This is a genomic window from Lactobacillus sp. C449L, from assembly GCF_059900815.1.
In genome coordinates this window covers 440690-461999 of the sequence record NZ_JBWXGA010000002.1, presented here as the reverse complement: position 1 = coordinate 461999, position 21310 = coordinate 440690, and the positions used below count along the sequence as shown (strand labels likewise).

General features: G+C 35.7%; 19 protein-coding genes. 5 read left to right on the top strand and 14 right to left on the bottom strand.

What is annotated here, in order from left to right; genetic code table 11:
* Positions 1-188 precede the first annotated feature (188 nt).
* The 4 genes from AC2JF9_RS05530 to AC2JF9_RS05515 are packed head-to-tail and all read right to left on the bottom strand — an operon-like array spanning position 189 to position 3551.
* Positions 189-1628, bottom strand: a complete 1440-nt coding sequence (locus AC2JF9_RS05530; protein WP_500725794.1) for a glycoside hydrolase family 1 protein — start codon at positions 1626-1628, stop codon at positions 189-191.
* Complete coding sequence (locus AC2JF9_RS05525) at positions 1628-1972, bottom strand: PTS sugar transporter subunit IIA (protein ID WP_500725793.1); 345 nt, start codon at positions 1970-1972, stop codon at positions 1628-1630. The genes AC2JF9_RS05530 and AC2JF9_RS05525 overlap by 1 nt, the downstream gene beginning before the upstream one ends.
* Positions 1973-1979: 7 nt before the next feature.
* Positions 1980-3218 (bottom strand): PTS sugar transporter subunit IIC, encoded by a 1239-nt coding sequence (locus AC2JF9_RS05520; protein ID WP_500725792.1) that lies wholly within the window; start codon positions 3216-3218, stop codon positions 1980-1982.
* 12 nt (positions 3219-3230) lie between these two features.
* Positions 3231-3551 carry a PTS sugar transporter subunit IIB gene (locus tag AC2JF9_RS05515; RefSeq protein ID WP_500725791.1) on the bottom strand — a complete coding sequence of 107 codons (321 nt, stop codon included), beginning with the start codon at positions 3549-3551 and terminating at the stop codon, positions 3231-3233.
* Positions 3552-3754: 203 nt separating this feature from the next.
* Between AC2JF9_RS05515 and AC2JF9_RS05510 the strand changes: the two genes are divergently transcribed.
* The gene (locus AC2JF9_RS05510) at positions 3755-5650 is read left to right on the top strand and encodes a BglG family transcription antiterminator (RefSeq protein WP_500725790.1); all 1896 of its coding nucleotides are present in this window, start codon (positions 3755-3757) and stop codon (positions 5648-5650) included.
* A gap of 124 nt (positions 5651-5774) precedes the next feature.
* Here AC2JF9_RS05510 and AC2JF9_RS05505 read toward each other — a convergent pair whose 3' ends face one another.
* The 7 genes from AC2JF9_RS05505 to AC2JF9_RS05475 all read right to left on the bottom strand — a co-directional run bounded on the left by AC2JF9_RS05505 (position 5775) and on the right by AC2JF9_RS05475 (position 11341).
* Entirely contained in the window at positions 5775-6632 is an 858-nt protein-coding gene (locus tag AC2JF9_RS05505) for a PTS system mannose/fructose/sorbose family transporter subunit IID (protein ID WP_500725789.1), read from the bottom strand.
* Positions 6633-6643: 11 nt separating this feature from the next.
* Positions 6644-7486 (bottom strand): PTS mannose/fructose/sorbose/N-acetylgalactosamine transporter subunit IIC, encoded by an 843-nt coding sequence (locus AC2JF9_RS05500; RefSeq protein ID WP_500725788.1) that lies wholly within the window; start codon positions 7484-7486, stop codon positions 6644-6646.
* Between the two features lies 1 nt (position 7487).
* Entirely contained in the window at positions 7488-7994 is a 507-nt protein-coding gene (locus tag AC2JF9_RS05495) for a PTS sugar transporter subunit IIB (protein ID WP_500725787.1), read from the bottom strand.
* 20 nt (positions 7995-8014) lie between these two features.
* Positions 8015-8431 (bottom strand): PTS sugar transporter subunit IIA, encoded by a 417-nt coding sequence (locus AC2JF9_RS05490; protein ID WP_500725786.1) that lies wholly within the window; start codon positions 8429-8431, stop codon positions 8015-8017.
* 8 nt (positions 8432-8439) lie between these two features.
* On the bottom strand, positions 8440-9180 hold the full coding sequence (locus tag AC2JF9_RS05485) for a GntR family transcriptional regulator (protein WP_500725785.1): 741 nt from the start codon (positions 9178-9180) through the stop codon (positions 8440-8442).
* A gap of 101 nt (positions 9181-9281) precedes the next feature.
* On the bottom strand, positions 9282-9974 hold the full coding sequence (gene deoC, locus AC2JF9_RS05480) for a deoxyribose-phosphate aldolase (RefSeq protein WP_500725784.1): 693 nt from the start codon (positions 9972-9974) through the stop codon (positions 9282-9284).
* 461 nt (positions 9975-10435) lie between these two features.
* Entirely contained in the window at positions 10436-11341 is a 906-nt protein-coding gene (locus tag AC2JF9_RS05475) for a LysR family transcriptional regulator (protein WP_500725783.1), read from the bottom strand.
* A 118-nt stretch (positions 11342-11459) separates the two neighbouring features.
* On the opposite strand from AC2JF9_RS05475, the gene AC2JF9_RS05470 reads away from it, so the two are divergent.
* On the top strand, positions 11460-12002 hold the full coding sequence (locus AC2JF9_RS05470) for a PAS domain-containing protein (protein ID WP_500725782.1): 543 nt from the start codon (positions 11460-11462) through the stop codon (positions 12000-12002).
* A gap of 155 nt (positions 12003-12157) precedes the next feature.
* Here AC2JF9_RS05470 and AC2JF9_RS05465 read toward each other — a convergent pair whose 3' ends face one another.
* A complete protein-coding gene (locus tag AC2JF9_RS05465; protein WP_500725781.1) occupies positions 12158-13183 on the bottom strand; it encodes an alpha-L-fucosidase in 1026 nt (341 codons plus the stop codon).
* 330 nt (positions 13184-13513) lie between these two features.
* Between AC2JF9_RS05465 and AC2JF9_RS05460 the strand changes: the two genes are divergently transcribed.
* Together AC2JF9_RS05460 and AC2JF9_RS05455 are read left to right on the top strand one after the other, a co-directional pair.
* A complete protein-coding gene (locus AC2JF9_RS05460) occupies positions 13514-14929 on the top strand; it encodes a DASS family sodium-coupled anion symporter (RefSeq protein WP_500725780.1) in 1416 nt (471 codons plus the stop codon).
* Between the two features lie 70 nt (positions 14930-14999).
* Positions 15000-16835, top strand: coding sequence for an FAD-dependent oxidoreductase (locus AC2JF9_RS05455; protein WP_500725779.1), 1836 nt, complete (start codon positions 15000-15002; stop codon positions 16833-16835).
* Positions 16836-16964: 129 nt separating this feature from the next.
* Here the strand turns inward: AC2JF9_RS05455 and AC2JF9_RS05450 are convergent, their stop codons facing one another.
* Both AC2JF9_RS05450 and AC2JF9_RS05445 read right to left on the bottom strand, forming a co-directional pair.
* Positions 16965-17855, bottom strand: a complete 891-nt coding sequence (locus AC2JF9_RS05450; RefSeq protein ID WP_500725778.1) for a LysR family transcriptional regulator — start codon at positions 17853-17855, stop codon at positions 16965-16967.
* 499 nt (positions 17856-18354) lie between these two features.
* A complete protein-coding gene (locus AC2JF9_RS05445; protein ID WP_500725777.1) occupies positions 18355-18552 on the bottom strand; it encodes a hypothetical protein in 198 nt (65 codons plus the stop codon).
* Between the two features lie 381 nt (positions 18553-18933).
* Here AC2JF9_RS05445 and AC2JF9_RS05440 point away from each other — a divergent pair, with 381 nt between their 5' ends.
* The gene (locus AC2JF9_RS05440) at positions 18934-21204 is read left to right on the top strand and encodes a BspA family leucine-rich repeat surface protein (RefSeq protein ID WP_500725776.1); all 2271 of its coding nucleotides are present in this window, start codon (positions 18934-18936) and stop codon (positions 21202-21204) included.
* Positions 21205-21310: the final 106 nt, after the last annotated feature.

The window sequence follows — 21310 nt, the reverse complement described above, 5'->3', positions numbered from 1 at the left end:
AAAGATAGCTGAAGTAAGTAAGGTCGTCAATTTTGGTTCATTTCAAGCAGTCATTGATTTCGTCAAAACAAAATGTAGCTATTCCTTGTAAACACTCAGATTTCAAAGCAATCAGAAAGTTCGTTAGCTGAAGGCATAGTAAAAAGGCATCCCTGCAAGAAGATGCCTTTTTACTAACTAAACCATGATTACTGGTCGAATAAAACTGATCCACGTGTATCAATTACCTTTTGATACCAGTAAAATGAGTCTTTCGAAATTAATTCGCCGGAGCCCTTGCCGTAATCGTCATAATCAACAAATATGAAGCCGTAGCGCTTAGTCATTTCTGCTGTTCCAGCACTAATAATGTCAAATGGTGCCCATGAGCAATACGCAAAAACATCTGCACCATCTTCAATAGCCTTTAATAATGCTTTCAAATGTTTGGCTGTATAGTCAATTCGGTAAGTATCATGAATTTTCTTGTCATCAGTTAAAACATCATTATAGCCAAAACCATTTTCGCCAATCATCATTGGCAAGTGGTAACGATCCCAGTATGCTGAGATACGTACATATAAGTTAGTTGGATTAATACCCCAGCCCCATTCATTTGCCTTAGTATAAGGATTCTTCTCAACTTTTTCTGGATCCATAGTATCCTTAGAAGCATCTGTAACATTTGAATAATAATAACTTATGCATAAGAAATCAGACGTGTTGTTCTTAATTATTTTCAAATCGTCCTCTTTAATATCAAGCTTAATATTGTTTTCTTCAAAGTAATTAAAAATGAATTTTGGATATTCACCACGAATTGGAACATCGCCAAAATAGTATTGTAGTCGATTTTTTTGGAAGGTTAGCAAGGTATCTTCAGGAGATGCAGTCATTGCATCCGTAATTGAATCCGCCAGCATTACGCCCATTTTTAAGTTTGGATACATCTGATGTGCGTATTCCGTTACCATTGCTGAAGCAACAAATTCGTGATGAATGGCTTGATATTTAGCCTGCTGATAGTTTTCAACTTTATCACTCAAAATTCCAAGAGATGCAAATGCTTCAAAATGAATTAGATTAATTTGATTAATAACAATCCAATATTTTACTTGTTTATGATATCTATTTAGTATTACTTTACTATAATCAACAAAAAGTTTTATGAGCTTACGATTATACCAACCGCCATACTTTTGAACTAAATTCAGTGGCAATTCATAATGATTAATTGTTACGATAGGTTCAACACCCTTTTGATGCATATAGTTAAACAGATTATCATAAAACTCTAGCCCCTTTTCATTAGGCTCATTTTCATCCCCATTAGGAAAAATTCGCGTCCATGCTATTGATAACCTAAGAGTTTGGCAATGCATTTTTGCCAATGCATCTATATATTCACGGTAACGCTCATAAAAGTGAACGCCGGTACGTTTAGGATAATAAAAATCTCCATTTATGTACTCATTTAACGTTTTTGAATCCATGTTATTAAAGTGCAAGTCAGTCTTCGGTACACCCGGCAAGTAGGGTTGAATATCAGCAGTACTTAATCCCTTACCATTTTTATCGTAAGCACCTTCAGCCTGATTAGCAGCTATTGCACCACCGAACATAAATGAATCTGGAAAAGTTTTTAGCATTACAAGTTTTCCTTTCTTGAAAAAATAATTTTCAGTAAATCTACCATTTTTTTATCACTATTTATCTCACTAGAAATAGTCATCAGTGTGTCTTGAGCATGAGCAAAAAGTGGAGAATAATCATACTTTTCTCCCCTTGCTTCGCTTTGAATAATATTGGTCTGCGCATTATGCGCCTGTATTAATTCCTTATTTGCTGTCTCCATTTTTGCCTTAGCATTCTTAAAATCGAGTTTTTTAGCATATTCAAAAGCTTCATCGGCTAAATTTCTAGCATTCCCCGCGGACATGATAATTTTCATTGCCGCTGATATTAATTCATCTGATTTATTTTTTTCTTCCATATTTCATCTACCTTTCTTGACTTTTTTCTTCATTTACTAGCTGACGATCATAAACTCTAAAGAAAGGATACCAAGTCAGTATATAAACGATAAACAGGACAACATACCAAAGAACAGCCCTTAAGTCTTGAGTAATCATAACCGATGAAAAAGGAGCAGGTATTTGACCAATTTGTATCATTTTAGATGGAATATTTAACCAATGGAGTCGCATTACTATCCAGACAATTAGTGGACCAGTAATTGCATTAATCCATGTTGGAATCATTAAAATCGGAGTCATAACAACCGGTGCGGAAAACATAATAGGTTCATTAATATTAAAAATTGACGGAACTATGCAGATTCTGCCTATTGCCTTAAGTCTTGTTGATTTTGCAAACAACATTAATACATTTAATGTTAAGGTTGCTCCCATGCCGCCCATAGTAATTAAAGCGGTAGTAAACATTACCTCACTAGTGGAAATATTCATTGCAGGCTTACCAGCAGCAACTGCAGCAATATTAGCAGTTATTCCCGCCATGAAAATTGGTGTTGACACTGCATTAAAAGACCAAGATGAAATTCCTAATGTATATAAAAATGTTGGAATTAAACTTAGCAGTATGAATCCAGGAAGCGTTTGGCCAAAATTTTGTAACGGACTAAAAATTAGGTCAATCAACTTGAATGGATCAAGTTTAGCAACAAAGACGATGGCACTGAACAAAGAGACATTAATTAAAATCGGAATAATTGTATTAATCCAGCCAACAACGAAGTCTGGAACACTTGAGCCTTCTAGAAGGTGTAATTTACTCCAAAGGTGAAAAATTATAGCAACGATTAAGCCCGTTAACATTCCCACCAGTAGGCCAGTTGCACCAAAGCGACTAAACTCTGCCATAAAAACACCTTTAGAATTGACTTTTGGATCAATTGAAATCAAAAATGCTACTATAGCAGTTAATCCCGCCATTTGTGAATATTGTGGGTGTTTCAAGTTATCCATTGCTTCACTAGCAATCAAGTATGAGACTAAAATTCCCAACATTCCAAAGGTAAAATTAGATAAATTAGATAAATCAGGGAGAGCTGGTATATACGAACGAAAAACATTGTAAAGAAAGATTAGTGATCCCGCTAAAATAAACGGGATAACTTTTTGCATCGAATCTGCAATAGTTGCCACCCAAGGTCTGCTAACAAACTTTTTCATTGTTGGAGCAGCTTTATTCGATAACCAGTCAATAACATTATTCATAATTTATGCCTCCTATTCTTTAAATAAGTTGTTTTGTATAAATTTGACTAGGCCCTTGCCATCAATCATTCCATAAATACTTTCCGGAATAATCTCAACAGGAACATGATAAGGCTGAGCCTGTTTTTGAAATGACTCTAGCTTTTGTGAATAGTGGGGCCCAATAAGTAATCCGTCAATTGACGGTAAAAACGAAGAAACTTCGGTTTCACTTCGTGCTTCTATTTGATAGTTTTCGCCTAGTTTCTTTGCGGCTTTTCTTGCACTGGTTGCTAAAAAGCCACTGGACATACCCATCCCACAGACTAATAAAATTCTTTTTGCTTCAGACATCTCGAACCTCCTAAGCTTTTCTCGATTACTCTAAAAACAACTTTATTATCACAACTTTTCAATGATACTTCCTCTTAACGTTTTCCTATGAGGGGGAAGTAAATGGTTTCCTATACTTAAGAAAAATGCGAGTTGAATTTTTTATCTTCCCAGATGAAAATTAATTTTAAGTTACGTATATAGATTATTAAAGGAGGCTAACCGTGCAGGATAAATTGAGTGAATTGATTAAAATTCTTTTGAAATCTGAAAGTTCAGTCGTTGGCAAAAAGTTAGCCGGACAATTGCATGTATCTGCAAGAACAATTAGAAACTACGTTCATGAAATTAACGGATTAAGCGATAATAATATAATTTCAGCAAACAGCAATGGCTATTATATTATTGACAAACTTGCAGCTACTGAGTTGCTTCGAATCAAGCAAGAAGTTGGCAGTCATATTCCACAAAATAATGAAGAAAGGTTTACTTACATCGTTCAAAAATTACTTCGAAATAATTTTTTAGACTCCTTTAGTCTAGCTAATGAACTTTACATTTCTTATGCAACTTTAAAACGAACAATCAATTACATTAATAAGCGGTTAAGCCAATGGAAAATTAGAATTATTTCGTCTCATGATCAACTATCACTATCCGGAAAAGAAAGTAATAAACGACAATTATTCAGTTATTTAATTTACAGAGAAAGTACAGGAAATTTATTAAATAGTAATTATTTAGAAAAGTCATTTGGCAAGAAAATATCTTCTGAATTACAATCAATGACAGACAAAATCATTAAAAAGTATAGGCTTCAATTAAACGAATTTTCTTATAACAACTTACTACTTCATTTACTAATCCTAGTCTCCAGATTATCAATTGGTAAAACAATTACGCAGCAGGTTTCAGAAAGTGACAATACTTTAGGAAAATATACCATTGATTTAGCTAAATCAATTAAGGAAACATTTTCAGCTGACATTACCCCGTCAGAAATTCAAGAAATAGATGTTCTATTTAAGTCAAACGCAAATCTATATTCTGAAATTTCTAATCAAAAATATTTTGATAAGTCGTTTATGAAAAACATAGAGAAAATTATTGAGAAAGTTGAAAATATGTATCTCGTTGATCTTAGTTCTGATAAATTTGTTCAGCCTTTCTCTATTCACACCTATAATCTGCTTTATCGGCTTAAGCATAATCTTGTAATCCATAATCCAGTTAAAACTGACATTAGTAATAACTTTCCTTTAATTTATGATATTGCTACCTATGTCGCATTTCAGATTAATGAAATTTGGCATTTTAAAATTTCCGAAGATGAAATATCGTTTATTGCTCTTCACATTGGTGCAGAAATTGAACGCCAAAAACAAGCACCACAAAAACTGAAGGCCGAACTTATAGTTCCAAGATATTTAAATATTAAGGAACAAGTTCATGATTTTTTTCGTCGAAATTTCACTAAAGACATAGCTATTGTAAAAGAAACCGATAAAATAGACAGTAAAAATAGCAATGATGCTTACGACATTATCTTTTTGATTATGTTTCCAAACGAAAAGGAACAAATCAGTAGCAAATATATTCAACTGAATCCTTTCGAACTAAATAAGCAAAAGTCAAAAATTCAAAGTATAATTGATGAAACCTCGTTACGTATGAAAAAGGAAGCATTCAAACAAAAATCACTACCTTTTTTTACTGATGAACTTTTTTGGAATATTGATAATAAAACTTCTCAGGCAGAGGTGACCAAAAGGGTCTGCAAAGAGATGGAATCTCAAAATATCGTTAATTCATCTTTTTACCCAGAAATTATGCAACGCGAAGCGATGGGTTCCACTGCTTTCAATAAAATTGCAATTATTCACCCTATGAGTTACACCTCTATAAAGACTATGGTTGCAGTAGTTTTATCAAAAAATGGAATTGACTGGGATAATAAAATTGTAAATATGGTCTTTATAATTTCAATTTCAAAGCAATATAAAGATGAATTTAGAGATATTTATGAAAATCTCATGGACTTTCTTTCAAATGAAGAAACTTTTAACAGAGTTCTAGAGTCTAGTACAATTGATGAGTTTTACAAGAGCCTGTTGTCTTGAAACGCAAAATTATTTTTCAATAAACGAAAAAATGCTTCCTGATAGTTAGTTTTTCTAACTGTCAGAAAGCACCTTATTAATTACTTACTATATTAAATTTATGGGTATTACCTTTTGATAAAATTTACAAGAACTTAATCAGTACACCAATCGTTGCAACAACTGTCAAAATTAAAATTACTTTGTTTGCACTCATCCTTTTAGATGAAATCAACCAAAATGTAAACAGTACTGCAATTAATGGTAACAATCCAGGAAAGAAACCATCGATAATTGTTTCGAGCGGCTTAGTTTGCGAACCAAATGGAATCTTGACGGTCGTTTTCAGAGCAATCGTGGATGCAGCCAAACCGCCGATAACGATTGTGCCCAAAACCGTGAACATATTGGTTAAGCGCTTGGCACTCTCACCAACTATTTTATCTACTGCCGATACGCCTAATCGATAGCCACCTTTAAAACAAACAATTTCAACAATAGTAGTAATAATTGCATAACTAAAGATATAAAACAGCGGTCCTAATGGATTCCCACCCTTTGAAAGACCCATAGCAATCGATAAAAGTGTCGGAATCAGTATTCCCTGCACCAACGAATCGCCAATACCGGCTAAAGGTCCCATCAGTGAAGCTTTGACATCAACTGGCATTTCCTCACTAATATTAGTGTTACCCATACCAATTTGTTCTTCTAGTGACGCAACAATACCATTCACTAACTGTCCAGTTTGTGGCTCGGTGTTGTAAAAAGGTGAGTGCCGTTTAAGCAGCCGCTTATAAGCGTCATTGTCATTTTTATAGTACTTGTTTCCTAATGGCATATAGGAAACTGCCCAAGCCGCACCGTGCATTTTCTCATAGCTCATAGCAGATTCAGGCAGAAACATGTATCTCAAAAAGATTGAACGCAATTCTTTTTTAGTTAAACGCTCTGGCTTAGAAGTCTTACTTTTTTGTTTTGCGATTTCTTCATTACTAGCCATTTTGTACCTCCTTAGAATAAGTCTGCATCTTGATATTCATCATCATTTTGAACAGCTTCTTCTGCTGGAGAATCGCCATTCTTGTTACTATTGCTTTTAGCGGAAATCTGGTATACAAGGTAGGCAATCAATACGGCAATGAATACTAACCCAATAGTGCTCATTTTCGCAAAAACCACCATTGCGAAACCAAATAAGAAGTAAATCAGCTGCAATTTGTTTTTAATTAGCATATTCATCAGCATTGCAATACCTAGGGCAGGAAGCAATCCACCCAAGACAGTGATAATGCTAGTTATTTCTGTCGGAATAACCTTTAGCAGGGCTTCTACAGCACCCCGACCAAAGTAGATAGCGGCCCAAATAGGCACTGCACGTACTAAAAAGGTAATAATTTGTGGCCAGACAACCTGATCCATAATCAATGCATGCTTATCAAACCGGTCTATATCATGATCTGCCCGGTGGTTAAAGTATGAAAACCCCGCCATTCTTAAATTGTAAAAAATTAGACCAAACGTTTGACCAATAAAAATTGACAACGTAACTGCAATTGCCGGGTCTTTAGTTGTAGCCATCGCAAGACCGATGCCACCATACGATGCATAAGTGATTTCAGTACTTGAAGTACCGCCCGTATGCATTGTGGCAATGAAGACGGCCTGAACTGCCAGGCCACATAGTACACCAGCCTTAACATCACCAAAGATCAATCCACACATAAAACCGGCAACAAGCGGTCGACCTAAAATGTAAAAGCCATAGGCCACACCGCCCATAACAATGCTATCCACCGCACCGAGGTATCCAAGGATTCCTACTAGTGCAGCTTGCCAAAAAAGAGCTCCATTCATCTTATGCCTCCTTGGCTTTCAACTCGTTATAGTGCTTTTTAACTTCGGGCCATGTTTTTCGTTTTTCATCAGGAATTAGTTGAAAATAAATATTTATACCCTGATTGTACATATACTCAAACGCTTCGTAGTCCTTATCATCAAGGGCTAGCGTGCGTTCAACAACAATTGAGCCCTCACGCGTATTCATTGGGCCAACATTTAGTTCTTTGCCCCAATCTGCTCCCATTTTAAGGAGTTTAGCAAATGTCTGCGGTGAATTTGAAATTAAGAAGAAACTCTTCTGCGATTCCATCCCTTTCTTAATTATTTCCGGTCCTTTATCATCACTGAATATACCGACCTTTAAGTCTCCCGCAGCTGCCTTTAAAACTTTTGTTCTTAGTTTATCGTGAATGATTTTATCACCCACAACCAAAAACCCATCTATTGGTCTTTCCTTAGACCATCTCGTAGTAGTCTGTCCGTGAATCACTCGGTCATCTACTCTAGCTAATGTTATTGCCATAGAGAAACACCTTCCTCTAGCTAAAATTCAATATCTTGATCGGAACTTGCTGAGTCTTCAGCTACACAAACTCCTTTTCTTCCAGATTTTTCAGCTAAATCCGTGATTTGATCTAAGCTTGGTTCACTAAGCAGAGATAAGCCTACTTCGAGTAGCATTGGCAGATTAAGGCCTGACACAACTCTAATTTTTCGAGGATTTTCTAAGTACTTTGCAAAACACTCATTATAAGGAGAACCTCCTTTAATATCACAAAGGATTAGCAAATCATCTTGTTCTTGCTCGATTTTTTGAGCAAGTTTTTGCTTAAACTGCCCAGTATCATCTGGAGCTAGCGTTAAGTAATCAATTTTATCATTTGAACCTGCTAGCATCTCATAACTGCTGCAAATTCCCTTTGCCATATTTCCGTGCGTTGTAACTAATATCCTCATCATGTTTTCCCTTATCTGTATAAGATAGAAGTGACTTTATACTGATCAGTTCTAAGCAAAGCATCAGAGCATTCTATCGGTTCATCATCCGAAGCAAAAGTAACTTGATTTAATTCCAAAACAGCATCGTTTTGAGCTAATTCCATTATTTTTGCTTGTTTTCGGTTAAGATTTCGTGCTGAAAAATTTCTGACACCATATTTAATTTTTATTCCTACGTTTTTTTCAATTGCGTCAAATAAGGCTACTTGATTGAAATCAACCGTTTCTAAACCTGGGCAGCGATCAAGAGAAATCCAGTTAAAAGTCAATATGGCTGGAATATCTTCCATGCTTCTTAAACGAACTAAATACAATACTTCTTGCCTGCTTTTTAGTTTCAACTTTTCTTGAATTTCCACAGAAGGTTTGACTACCTTTTGTTCTATGACTTGCGTCGTAAAGTTGGTGTTCTTTGCTTTCATCGTTTCAGCATATGAAACTAATTCTTGAGCAAAAGGGTAGGAAATCTTTGGTTTTGTTACAAATGTCCCTTTTCCTTGGACTTTTTCCAAAGTTCCTTCTTCAACTAATAGCGAAATCGCTTTTCGCACTGTTCCTCTGGCCACGCCTAGAGTGTCAACAAACCATTTTTCGGATGGAATTTTGTCACCTGGATTTAGAGTCTTTTTGCTAATGTCTGCCTTTATTTGGTCTGCAATTTGCTGGTAAATAGAAATTGGAGAATTATTATCTATTGTTATATTGCTCATAGGGATACATTCCTTTTTCAAACGATTAAATTATAGTACAATCTTTATTTTCATTATAAAGCATTATACTATTAGCCCTAAAAGCAGTGTAGATAAATTAGCTAATCTGCTATAGAATTATTTTCTCTTTCCTCACCAGTAATAATTTGCGGACCGGCACTTGTGCCTAAGAGTGATGCTCCTGCTTCAAGTAAAGACAGAGCCTGCTGACGATTTCTGATTCCTCCAGAAGCTTTCACTAAGCATTTGTCTTTTGCAATCCGCTTTAATAATTGAATATCATCAATGGTTGCATGACCACCCTTGCCCCAACCGCTTGAGTTCTTGAGGTAAGTCGCACCAGCATCTCTTGATAATTCGGCAGCTTTGACTTTTTCATCACGTGTCAGCATGCCAAATTCAAGCATAATCTTTACTACTTTGCCTTTAGCAGCATCAACAACCGCTGCAACTTCTTTTTGGTATTCGTCATACATACCAGCTTTTAGGAAGCCAACATTGGGCATCCAGTCTAGCTGATCGGCACCATCTTCAAAACATTTTTCTGCTTCAAAGACTTTTACCTCAGTTTTTTGAGCACCCATTGGGAAACTCATGCAGGTAGCAACCTGAATATCGGTTCCCTCTAATTCTTTTCTAGCCAGTTTTACCCACTGTGGTTGAATCATAACACCATTAAAACCAAAGTGCTTGCAGTCATCACATAGTTTTTTTATGTCTTCCGGAGTAAGCTCAGGATTAACATTAGTATGTTGGATTGTTGCCGCTAATTCCTTATCTGATAAATTTAACATTGTTAACCGCCTTTCGTTTTTTCAATAAGTTTTCTATTCATTGCAATGATCTGTAATCGCTTACAGTTATATATAAACATTTATGGACGTCTATGTCAAGAGAAAAATTATTTTTTTGCTTTTTAGGGGTTTAAAAACGGTCACTTTAGTATATTTATCCACTTTTTTGTATAGCAGAATTTGCTAGCTCAGAAATTTTGCGTGAAATGTCAAAAATCTAAACCATAATAAAAGGACTAATTCCTTCAAAATGTCGAGAATTATGTCCTTAGTATAATTATTTAATTTATCCTAATTTTGGAATTCATACCATTGTCTGATTTTTAAATAATTTCCATACCAGTTGTAAGTTAAACCCAACGAGCCAAACGCCTTTTTGTCAAAGCGGCCTACAATTTTATCTTCATAAAACGGCTCTGCATTTAAATTGTAGAGACAAATTTAAATTTTCTAGTTCAGTCTTACTTAATATTATTTTTCATATCCAGTTTAAATTCCTGAATAAATTTAATAAATTGATGAACAATTCTTTTATCATTATTTTTCTGAGTAATTACGATTAAATCTACCGTTGGATCCCAGTCTAGCGGAACATAAGTTAAGCCCTCAGTCAGATTAGCGTAGATACAATATAATCCTACAGCAATCCCCTGTTCACTTTTGATTAAAATATTAAGTGCAGGTAAATCTCCAGCATACGTAACATTAACTTGGTCGTTTAAACGAATAATTTTATTTTGTAAATTAATTTGATCAACTGAAGCCCAGTTACCATCTAGGAACAGCATTTTTTCACCCTGAAAATCTTCTAATTTTAGCATTGGGCGCCTACTTAAAGGATTACTTTTTGGCATAATTGCCTTAAAAGGCTCAGTCTCAATCAAATATTTTTTTATATCCGATAAATCCTCAGCTTCTCTACTAGTAGTAATCATTACATCCAATTCATTTGATATTAAACGTTGTTTTAGTTCATTATGGTTTAAATCTTCTACTACAAACTTAACTTGGGGATGCTTTTTTTGAAATTGTTTTATCCAAATAGGAATATACAAGTCATTAAAAATTGAGTATGAAAAGCCTAGGGTTATCTGCGAACTTTCTTCCAAGTTTTCTTTCTTTATATCTTGAACAGCAGAATAATAATTATTAATCAATGGCCTGATTTTTTGATAAAAAGCCCAGCCATTTCGTGTAACACTGACAGATCGTTTATTGCGATTAAACAGTTTAACTCCAACCTCATTTTCAATGGCATTAATATCATGAGTCACTGTTGGTTGAGTAACATGCATAGCTTCAGCAGTTCTTGTATAGTTCTGGGTTTCGACTAAATTAATAAACGTTACCAGTTTTTTAATATCCATAGTCTTTCCTTTATAAGTGATTTCTATTATCAATAACTGATATTAATTTCACTTATAAGTATAAACAAAATATACTATTTGTGTAAACATTTTATGAAAGCAATTAAGGAGACAAAAAATGGTTAAACATACAGAAGAAGCTACTAGCACTTGGGTTACTGAAACTTCTAAGAAAGTCAATGCAGCTAAGGGATCAGACTATGTTGAATTAGATCAAGGACTGATGACTGTAGATCAAATCGATGCAGTACTCAATTGCCTACCGCTTGAACTTATTACAATTGATAAAGATAATCGCTATGTATACTGCAACAACGAAATTCCTAAGGAAAAGCTCCTCTCACCACGCTGGCCTGAAAAACTTGGACAAACACTAACGGAAGTTCACAAATCGTCCTCTATGCCGCACGTTCAGCAAATAATGGATTACGCCAAGACTGGCAAAACCTATAGGCTGATTCGCCCCAGTGATGATGTATATATGGTCGCTTCTTTTAAAGATATGCGTGACAAAAATGGCGATTACGCCGGTGTTACCGAATGGATTGTCGACCTCTTGCCAATAATTAACCGGTATTTGGAGGAAACTGGGCAAAAGCTCGTTCCTGATGAAACCAAAAAAACTGCCGATGCCAGTTCCGGTGCTTCTAAACAAGCATAATTTAATTAAAAAACCTGCAGCATTCGCGTAAATGCTACAGGTTTTTTCTTTATTAAACTCGGCTTACAAAATGTCGTAAGTGGTTGGGCTATTTGTCATTTTAGCTATTATCTTTTTTTCGAAATCGCTGTTCTAGTCATAAAACCGTTGATTATTTAACCTTGGGCCAATTTTGCAGCTGCCTTGATATTTTGCTGAGCTGGCAGCGGGATCCTTCCAAGACCGTCAAGCCCTACGTTCAAAAGGTAATTAATTCCAAGACGATTTAAATGGTTTTGGTACTGATAAATGGTTTCAGAAGACTTCCAGTTTTGGTCACGGTAAGAGAAACCCCACGAATCATTAATTGTTCCCGCTGTTTCATATAGGCCATACGGTGAGGGCTTAAAGCCGTTAACAGCATTATAATCAACATTTTTCTGTGACGTTTCTTTTTCACTTGGAATTTCGTTATCGCCAAGCGAAACGTAGTCATATTTGCCATTGCCAAGACGTGAGTTAATTAGGCATTCTGGCTGCAGCTCTTTGACCGTATCATAAATTTCCTGGCTTTGCTCTTCGCTCAAAGTCATCGGAACATCGAACCACGCAGTTGCAATTTCACCATAATTGCTCATAATTTCTTTAATCTGCGGCATAATCTTATCGGTAAAGCACTGATTGAAATTCTTATCTTTCTGCGGAAAATCCCAACTGTTATCCCAAGTGGTTCCTGCAGAATCAATATCGTTTGAAAGGTAGCCGCCACCATTAGGTTCGTGCCAATCTAAATCTTGCGAATAGTACAGACCAAACTTTAGTCCTGCTTTTTGGCATGCCTGAGCAAGTTCACCAATTACGTCGCGGTGAAAAGGTGTAGCATCGTACACATTATATGGATCGACATGAGAGTGATACATTGCAAAGCCGTCATGGTGTTTAGTAGTAACCACAAGATATTTCATACCACAGCCCTTAGCAAATGACACAATCTTATCGGCGTCAAAAAAGATGGGATTAAATGCCACCGCTAATTTTCGATATTCAGCAATTGGGATTTGTAATCGGGATTGAATCCATTCAGCGTATTCGCCCGCTGCTTTTCCTTCATACTCACCAGCAAGTAGCGAATACAAACCCCAATGAATCATCATGCCATACTTAGCATTTTTGAACCAGGCAATATTCTGCTTTTTATTCATAGTTTCTCCTTAGACTCATGCATATCAACTTTACATTCTGCAAATTAAGCATGGTAGAACTACCTCTAAAGTCTTTTAAATAGTTTGGGCTTAAGCTTTAAAGTCTATGCAATTTTATTATACTAACACTTTTAATAAAACCTATTTCGGCAAAAAATTATCTAAAATTTTGCTCACTTGATTTTAACGATTATTTCTTTTTATTAATCATAAAAATATTTTATTTCTATTATAAATAAATGTCATTTATAATTTTTTGTAAGCGCTAAAGTTAACAAAAATATGATCATAAATATTAATTGAGGTAAAAGAAGTTTTTAAGGAGAAGAAATGTTAGATAAATTTCAATGGAAAAAGTGGATTTTACCAATGTCAGTTGGTATTATCGTGTGGCTTTTATCCCCAGTTAGGCCAGCTGAAATAAATGTCCAAGCTTGGCATTTATTTGCAATTTTTATTGCCACAATTATTGCTTGCGTAACCAAGCCTTTGCCAATGATGGCAACAACAATTATAGCGGTAGTTATATCTACGCTTACTGGCACTCTCAAGATGACCGAAGTAACTGCGGGCTTTGGTAATCCTACACCATGGATGGTTGTAATGTGCATGTTCTTGGCTACCGGGCTTATCAAATCAGGATTGGGAAAAAGGATCGCCTATCTTTTTGTAAAAACTTTCGGTAAAAGAACCCTAGGTTTGGCCTACGCCCTATCTTTGGTAGAAACAGTCTTAGCTATCGGCATGCCGAGTAATAACGCTCGTGTTAACGGCATTATGTATCCAATAATTGATAACCTGTCAAAAGAGATGGGGTCAGACCCTAAAAAAGGAACTGAACGGGATATCGGGTCTTATTTAGTCTTCAACGAATATGAAACCAATATTGTAACTTCAACCATATTTTTGACTGGCTTGCCTGGTAATTTAGTTGCTCTTGGAATTGCCCAGACCCAAAATATTTCATTTTCTTGGATGCAATGGTTTGCTGCAGCAGTTGTACCTGGAGTAATTTCTTTACTTTTTATTCCGTTTATCTTGTACAAAATTTATCCACCAAAGATTAAGAAAACACCAAATGCTCACGCTTGGGCAGACGGAAAGTTAAAAGAACTAGGCAAAATGACTCCTGCTGAAAAAATCATGTGCTTTGATTTTATTCTTGGAGTTGCTCTGTGGTTAATAGGACCTAGTATTGGCATTGATGCAACTCAGGTTAGTTTCATTGCTGTTGCAGTTTTATTAATTTGTGGAGTAATTAACGTTAAAGACATTCTCAATCAAAGTTTTGCCTGGAACATTTTAACCTGGCTTTCAATCATCATGTTAATGTCCCAAAAGTTGATGACGCTGGGCTTTTTCCCTTGGTTTTCAAAAGCTTTGGGCAATACACTTCATGGAATGAATTGGATTTTGGTATTAGTAATTTTATACCTAGCTTATTTCTACCTTCACTATTTGTTCCCAAGCGTGTTAACAGAAATTTCAGCACTATATGCCGGCTTTTTATCAGTCGCTGTTGGAGCCGGAGTGCCGCCAGTATTAGCTGCAATAATGTTAGGCTTTGACGGATCATTATTTTTATCCACCTCAAGTTATTCTGCGGGGCCAGCCGCTATGCTTTCTTCCACTGGCTATGTTTCAAATAAAGATTGGTGGACTTTAAGCGCAATTATTGGTGTGGTGCTAAACATCATCTGGTTAGGCGGCGGTCTATTATGGACTAAAGTAATTGGCATGTGGTAAGTAGGAACGGAAAAAATAATAATTTTTATTCATAAACAATCAAAAAACATAATTTAAAGGAGATATAAAGATGTCAAAAGAACAAAAATTTCAATGGGATGCCGTTTACGATGTTGTTGTTATTGGTTTTGGTGGTGCTGGCGCAACGGCTGCAAGATTTGCTGCTGATAAAGGAGCAAAGGTTCTTCTAGTTGATAGCGCTCCAGAAGGGCATGAGGGTGGTAATACTCGTTATGCTGGACAATTAGTTGGCGCAGGAACCGATTATGATGCTTTAAAAAAATATCATGAAGGCCTAGCTGCCCCACTTAAGCCTGATAAAGAACCTTTTGAAAATTTAATTAAAGGCATGGCAAATATGGGGGAATATTTTGAAAAGTACTTAGGTGTTAAGCCAGTAAGTAGAAAAGAACTAATTGCCAAAAACCCTTCACCCCTTCATGTAACTGAATATCCAGAATTGCCTGGAGCCGATTCCTATGACCATTATCTAGTCCATGAAGGAACTGGTGACTCGGCACTATGGAAACTATTACGCCAAAAAGTTTTAGATCGGTTAGATAAAATTGATGTCTGGTACAGTAGCCCAGCAAAACACTTAATTCAGGATGGTTCTTCCAAAGTTGTACTCGGTGTCCAGATTGAGCGTGACCATGTTTTGCGTAATATTAAAGCAAACAACGGTATTGTTTTATCCACCGGTGGCTTTGAAAATAATAAAGAAATGATTCAGATTTTCCTTCAGTCACCATATTTATCTCCAATTGGCTCACTTTACAATAAGGGTGATGGCATCAAGTTGCTAGAAGAAGTCAATGCACAATTATGGAATATGCGTTCATTTGAATCTCTTGGTCAATTCCATGGCCTATCACTGCGGCAAAAAGAAGGCGTTCGTTCTACTTACACCAATAGAGGATATGCTTTCTGGGCCGAAATCTATAAGGGCAGCTCAATTGTTGTCGGCGATGATGGTACACGCTACTTTGACGAATCTCAACGAAACCGTCACGGACACATTTATAATCACGGTGACTGGGTCGTTCCTCTAAACCAAAATCATCCTTACATGATCTTTGACCAAAGAAAATATGACGAACTAGCTAATGAACCTGAGGGTGGCTGGAAAGTGCCACATTACTTAGACCATGTCATCAAATGCAATACTATTGTTGATTTAGCAGAAGCTATTGATAAAAAACCAGAAGTTCTTACCAACACTATTGATGAATTTAACTTCATGGCTCAACAAGGCAAAGATTACGCGTATCACCGTGATCCGAAAACACTGCGTGAATTCAGTAAAGAAGGGCCTTACTACGCTATTGCCTTACGGCAAAACATCCTTAACACCCAAGGTGGTGGACGACGTGACGGTCATGCGCAGGTTCTTGATCCAAACAATAAACCGATTCCACACTTATATGAAGCAGGCGAGTTAGGATCCCCATTTGTCAATAAATACACAGGAGGCGGAAATATCGCTGACTGCCTAATTTCCGGTAAAATTGCTGGAGAAAATGCTGCTGTCAAGAAAGATGATTTACCAAAAGCAATTGAAAATATATTTGCTGCAGACATTAATGATAGTTTCAATCCTACAAGTGATGAAGGCGAAAGCCATTATGAAACTGGCAAAAATCAGTATCTGGGATTCAGCTCCAAAGGCATGGGTGATGGCGTGGTCGTTCGGACTACCTTAGACGATCAAGGCAAAATTAAACAAGTTGAAATTTTAAAGCAGTCTGAAAGTGATGACTACGGTCAAAAGGCAGTTAAAGAACTACCTGAAAAGATAGTTGAACAAAATACTTACGAGGTAGATGCTGTGTCTGGTGCATCACAAACAAGTCGGGCTATAAAAGAAGCTGTTAAGGACTCATTAGATAAAGCTAACAAATCATAAAAAGCTGTTCTATGTAATCCAAATAAAAAACCCTTCAGATTATTTGTTAATCCGAAGGGTTTTTTATTGAAAAGTATCAGCTTATATAAAAGCAATGTCCTTTTCTACTTGATATCAATCGTTATCTCATTAACTTTTTTGTAAGTCTTCCTGAATAGACTGAATGAACTTTTTAACTATTTGTCTATTGTTGCCTTTTTTAATAACTGCACCATAAGTTACACCAAAGTCTGCCTTTAGAGGAATGTGCACTACCCCTTCACTATGTTCTTTGTAGACAAAGTTCAGTCCCATTGTAATACCTTGCAAGGCGCCAGCCAAAATGGATGCACTCATTCTGTTGTTAGTATAAGTAACATGCATATTAGTATTTGCATTAATCAACTTGTTTTGCAAGTCAATCATTTCAATCCCTGTCCAATTGTTATCAACAAATATCATATTTTGGTTGGAAAAATCATCAAGTTCCAATTCTGTTTTGCTGGCAAGCGGATTATTATTAGGCACGATAGCAAAAAAGTTTCCTTTAGTTAACGGATAAAACTTAGTATTTTTAAGGTCTTTGGCATCCCCCTTACTAGTTAAGAACACATCGATATTTTCACTTTCCAAGTACTGCTTTAGCTTATTATGATCCAAAATTGTCACATTAAAAGTTACTTTAGGATATTTTAAATTAAATTTCTTTATCCATTTAGGCAGGGCTTCTATGTTATAGGGAGTTACCATGCAGCCAATATTAATGACACTTGCTTTTCCCTTTTCATCATCTTGTATGCTTTGCAAAGCAACATAATACTTATTAATCATAGGCTTAATTTGATTATAAAAAATCATGCCTTTTTGGGTTGGAACTACATTTCTTTTATTGCGAATAAATAATTGTTGTCCAATTTCATCTTCAATAGCTTTAATAATATAGCTAACGCTCGGCTGAGTTAGATTTAAGTTCTGAGCCGTTCGGGTGAAATTTTGCGTTTCAACTACATTCACAAAAATTCTAAGTTTGTTGATATCCATAATTTTTTTCCTAATTTAATATAAAGCTATTTTATTTTTATTATAGATAGAAATCATTTATAATTCAATTTGTAAGCGCTACGCAGTGATTGCAGATACTGCTGACGTAGCCGTATTCCCTAGCTTCTGAACAAGCTAATCATATTAATGGTGGAGCTGTCCGAATGGATAATGGGATAGAAAGTACAAGCAGATAATATTAGGAGGTAATAACTATGACACAATATAGTGCTGAGGCAAAAGGCTTTCACAGCGGGGATTGAAAACCGGCTAAAAGAGAAAAACAGCCTAAAATCCGTTGCAATTGATGCTATTTCTGGTGCTTCAATTTCAGCTGATGCATTGCGAAAGCTGCCTAAAATTAAATAACTTTTCGTAAATGATAAAATCTGCAGTCACTTTAACCAAGAAGTGATATTAGTTGTTCGGAAAAATCATATTCACAAGCAAAAAAAGAGACTCAAATACGTCTCTTTTTTATTTACACGTTTTTTGTGACCTACGTCAGCTTCATAATAACCTCAGCTCCAAAAGGAGTAGCTGTAAAAACTGCAAATAGAACTAATACAGTGCCTAAGACTATTAATGATGCCTTTAAAAGTGAAACTTTTTTTGTTTTTGAAAAGTCTCGTTTAAAAGCTATAACTATCATGGCAATTCCAATAGTAAAAGACAAAGCCATTATCCAAAAACTCATAGCGCACCTCCACATGTCACATAAGCTCTCTTTTATTACTAAAGTTAATTTTATGACTAATATGCGATCTGAACGTGAGCATACAGTAAGCTTAAACTACTTAAATAATATTTAAACTATTTGGTAATTTTCACCATTTAAAATAACAATTTTTCTTATTTGAATAGTGTAATAACTTGTTTAATGATTTTCATTTTAGGCTTGCATAATACCTTTGATCTTGAGAATTGAATTTCTTTCTCAAGTGCATCACTTTTACTATATATATATTTATCAAACATTAACAGAGTTACTTGTTAAGCCGAGTAAGAGTATGTTTAAATTAATCACTGAATTATGTTTGTTTATATTAATTTAAAAAACTAAGGAAATATTTATGCTATGAGAAAAAATGGAAATAGACTATTATTAGGAGGTTTAGCAACTACGCTTGGAATTTTAGGAAGTAATTCTCAAGTAGTTAAAGCTGACCACTTGGCCGCTAATCATTTAGTGACTGCGAAAGCCAAACAAAAAAAAGTTTCAACCACTAAACCTGTTCGGTTGAAACCAAAAGTCACATTAGAAGCAGGAGGAGTAGCAAGCAATGAGCTGACAGATAGTTCATCTGAACAGCTTGAAACGCAACCTAATTTAACAAACAATGAAGAAAATCAGAATAATTCATCTGAGAATAGCTCTAGTCAATTAGAATCAAATCCCAAAATTGATTCTGCTAATGACGGTTCTAAAGATACCATTGATAATCAACTCACTAAGGCAACGACCCCACCTCTTACGTGGGAGTCGTTGGTTCTTCAATATGATAGAAATACTGCTACACTAACCATACCCGCAGGTGAAGTAACGAATCCAACTCCTATTGAAAATATATATTATGATAATTTAAACAAAATCAGACCTAAAAAAATTATTATTCAAGGGCCATTAAAGATTAATGGCTCAGCTTGTGGCCTATTCGGTTCCTTAACTGAATTAGAAGAAATTATCGGTATTGAGAATCTCAATACCACTAATGTAAATAATATGAAGCGCATGTTTGACGGTTGCCAAACATTGGCCACATTAGATGTTACCAATTTTAACACGGAAAAAGTAACCGATATGTCCGAAATGTTTAAATCTTGTCGAAGTCTCACAATTTTAAATGTTAGCAATTTTGTTACTAATAACGTTACTGACATGAGTAGTATGTTCGATCTTTGCCAGAGATTAACACACTTAGATGTCAGTCGATTCAAAACCGCTAAAGTTAAAAATATGAATCATATGTTTTACGGCTGTAATAATGTGCCTGTCCTGGATGTCAGTAACTTTGATACTTCCAGTGTCGAAAGCATGATTTGTATGTTCAGTTTATGTTATAACGTGGCCACCATAGATGTTAGTAATTTTGACACTAGCAACGTGACTGGTATGCAGGCAATGTTCACGTGGTGCAAAAGCGTAACCGATTTAAATGTTAGCAACTTCCACACGGAAAAAGTAACCAGTATGATGGGAATGTTTGCATGTTGTTTAAATTTACAGAATATTGATGTTAGCAACTTCCACACGGAAAAAGTAACCGATATGTCGCAAATGTTTGAGTACTGCCCTAAGCTGGAAAAATTAAACGTCAGCAACTTTAACACGGAAAAAGTAATTGACATGAGCTACATGTTTGCCTCATGTTCAGGGTTAAAAACGCTTGATATCAGCAATTTTGTAATGAATATTACGGATCCATATAAAGTTGATCATATGCTAAGTGATTTGTCGAGCTTGGATCAATTAAAATTAGGCAAAACTAACCGCATGCCAAATACCGGTCTTAACACTCCTGGAATCTGGGTTAAAGTTGGTACGGGCACAATTGAACTGCCTGAAGCTGATAAAAATCACAGATGGACTTCTGAGAAACTGATGGAGAAGTATAATCCAGAGACTGATTATGATACCTATGTTAGGTATGCAGCCTTGGTTATCGCTCACTACCAAGATGAAAATGGCATTGTTCTTGCCCCTGATGTTATTATAAAAGGCGGAATTAATGATGCGTATACAACAGAAGCCAAAAATATTCCCGGATATACTCTAACCAAAGTGCCAGATAATGCTAATGGAAATTTTGCAGACAATACAGTAACCGATGTTTACTATATTTATAAAAAGAATTCGCCAGATAATCCGGTAACACCTGGCAAAACTGCTGAAGTCATTGTTCATTATCAAGATGAAAGCGGCAATTCACTTGCACCTGACATTATTTTAAGTGGTAAGGTCGGTGATGGCTATACTTCTTCTTCTAAAAACTTTGCTGGCTATACTTTAAAAAGCATGCCTATCAATGCCACCGGTTTCTTCACTACTGCTCGTCAAGAAGTTACCTATATATACGTTCAAAATGGCTCAACTCCGGAGAAACATACACCAACCACGCATACTGGCAAACATAGAAACCCAGTCAAACAAACTGTAAAAACTCCAGTGCCTAAGAAAACTACTAATAATATTCCAAAAGATTCTGATCAACGCCAAAAACTGCCGCAGACAGGCTCAAATGAGCGTAGTCGCTTATTGACTGCCACTCTTGGCTTGGTAATATCAGCACTAGCTGTCAGTGCAGGACGGATTATTAGAAAACGTGAGAAAAACAAATTAAACAGTTGATTATTAAGACAGCTTTGATACAAAAAGCACCTGCTTTTAGGTTAGTTTTCTACTAACTTGCGGTAGGCTTAGCAAAAAAGTAAAAATCATTTCAAACTTGTATGTC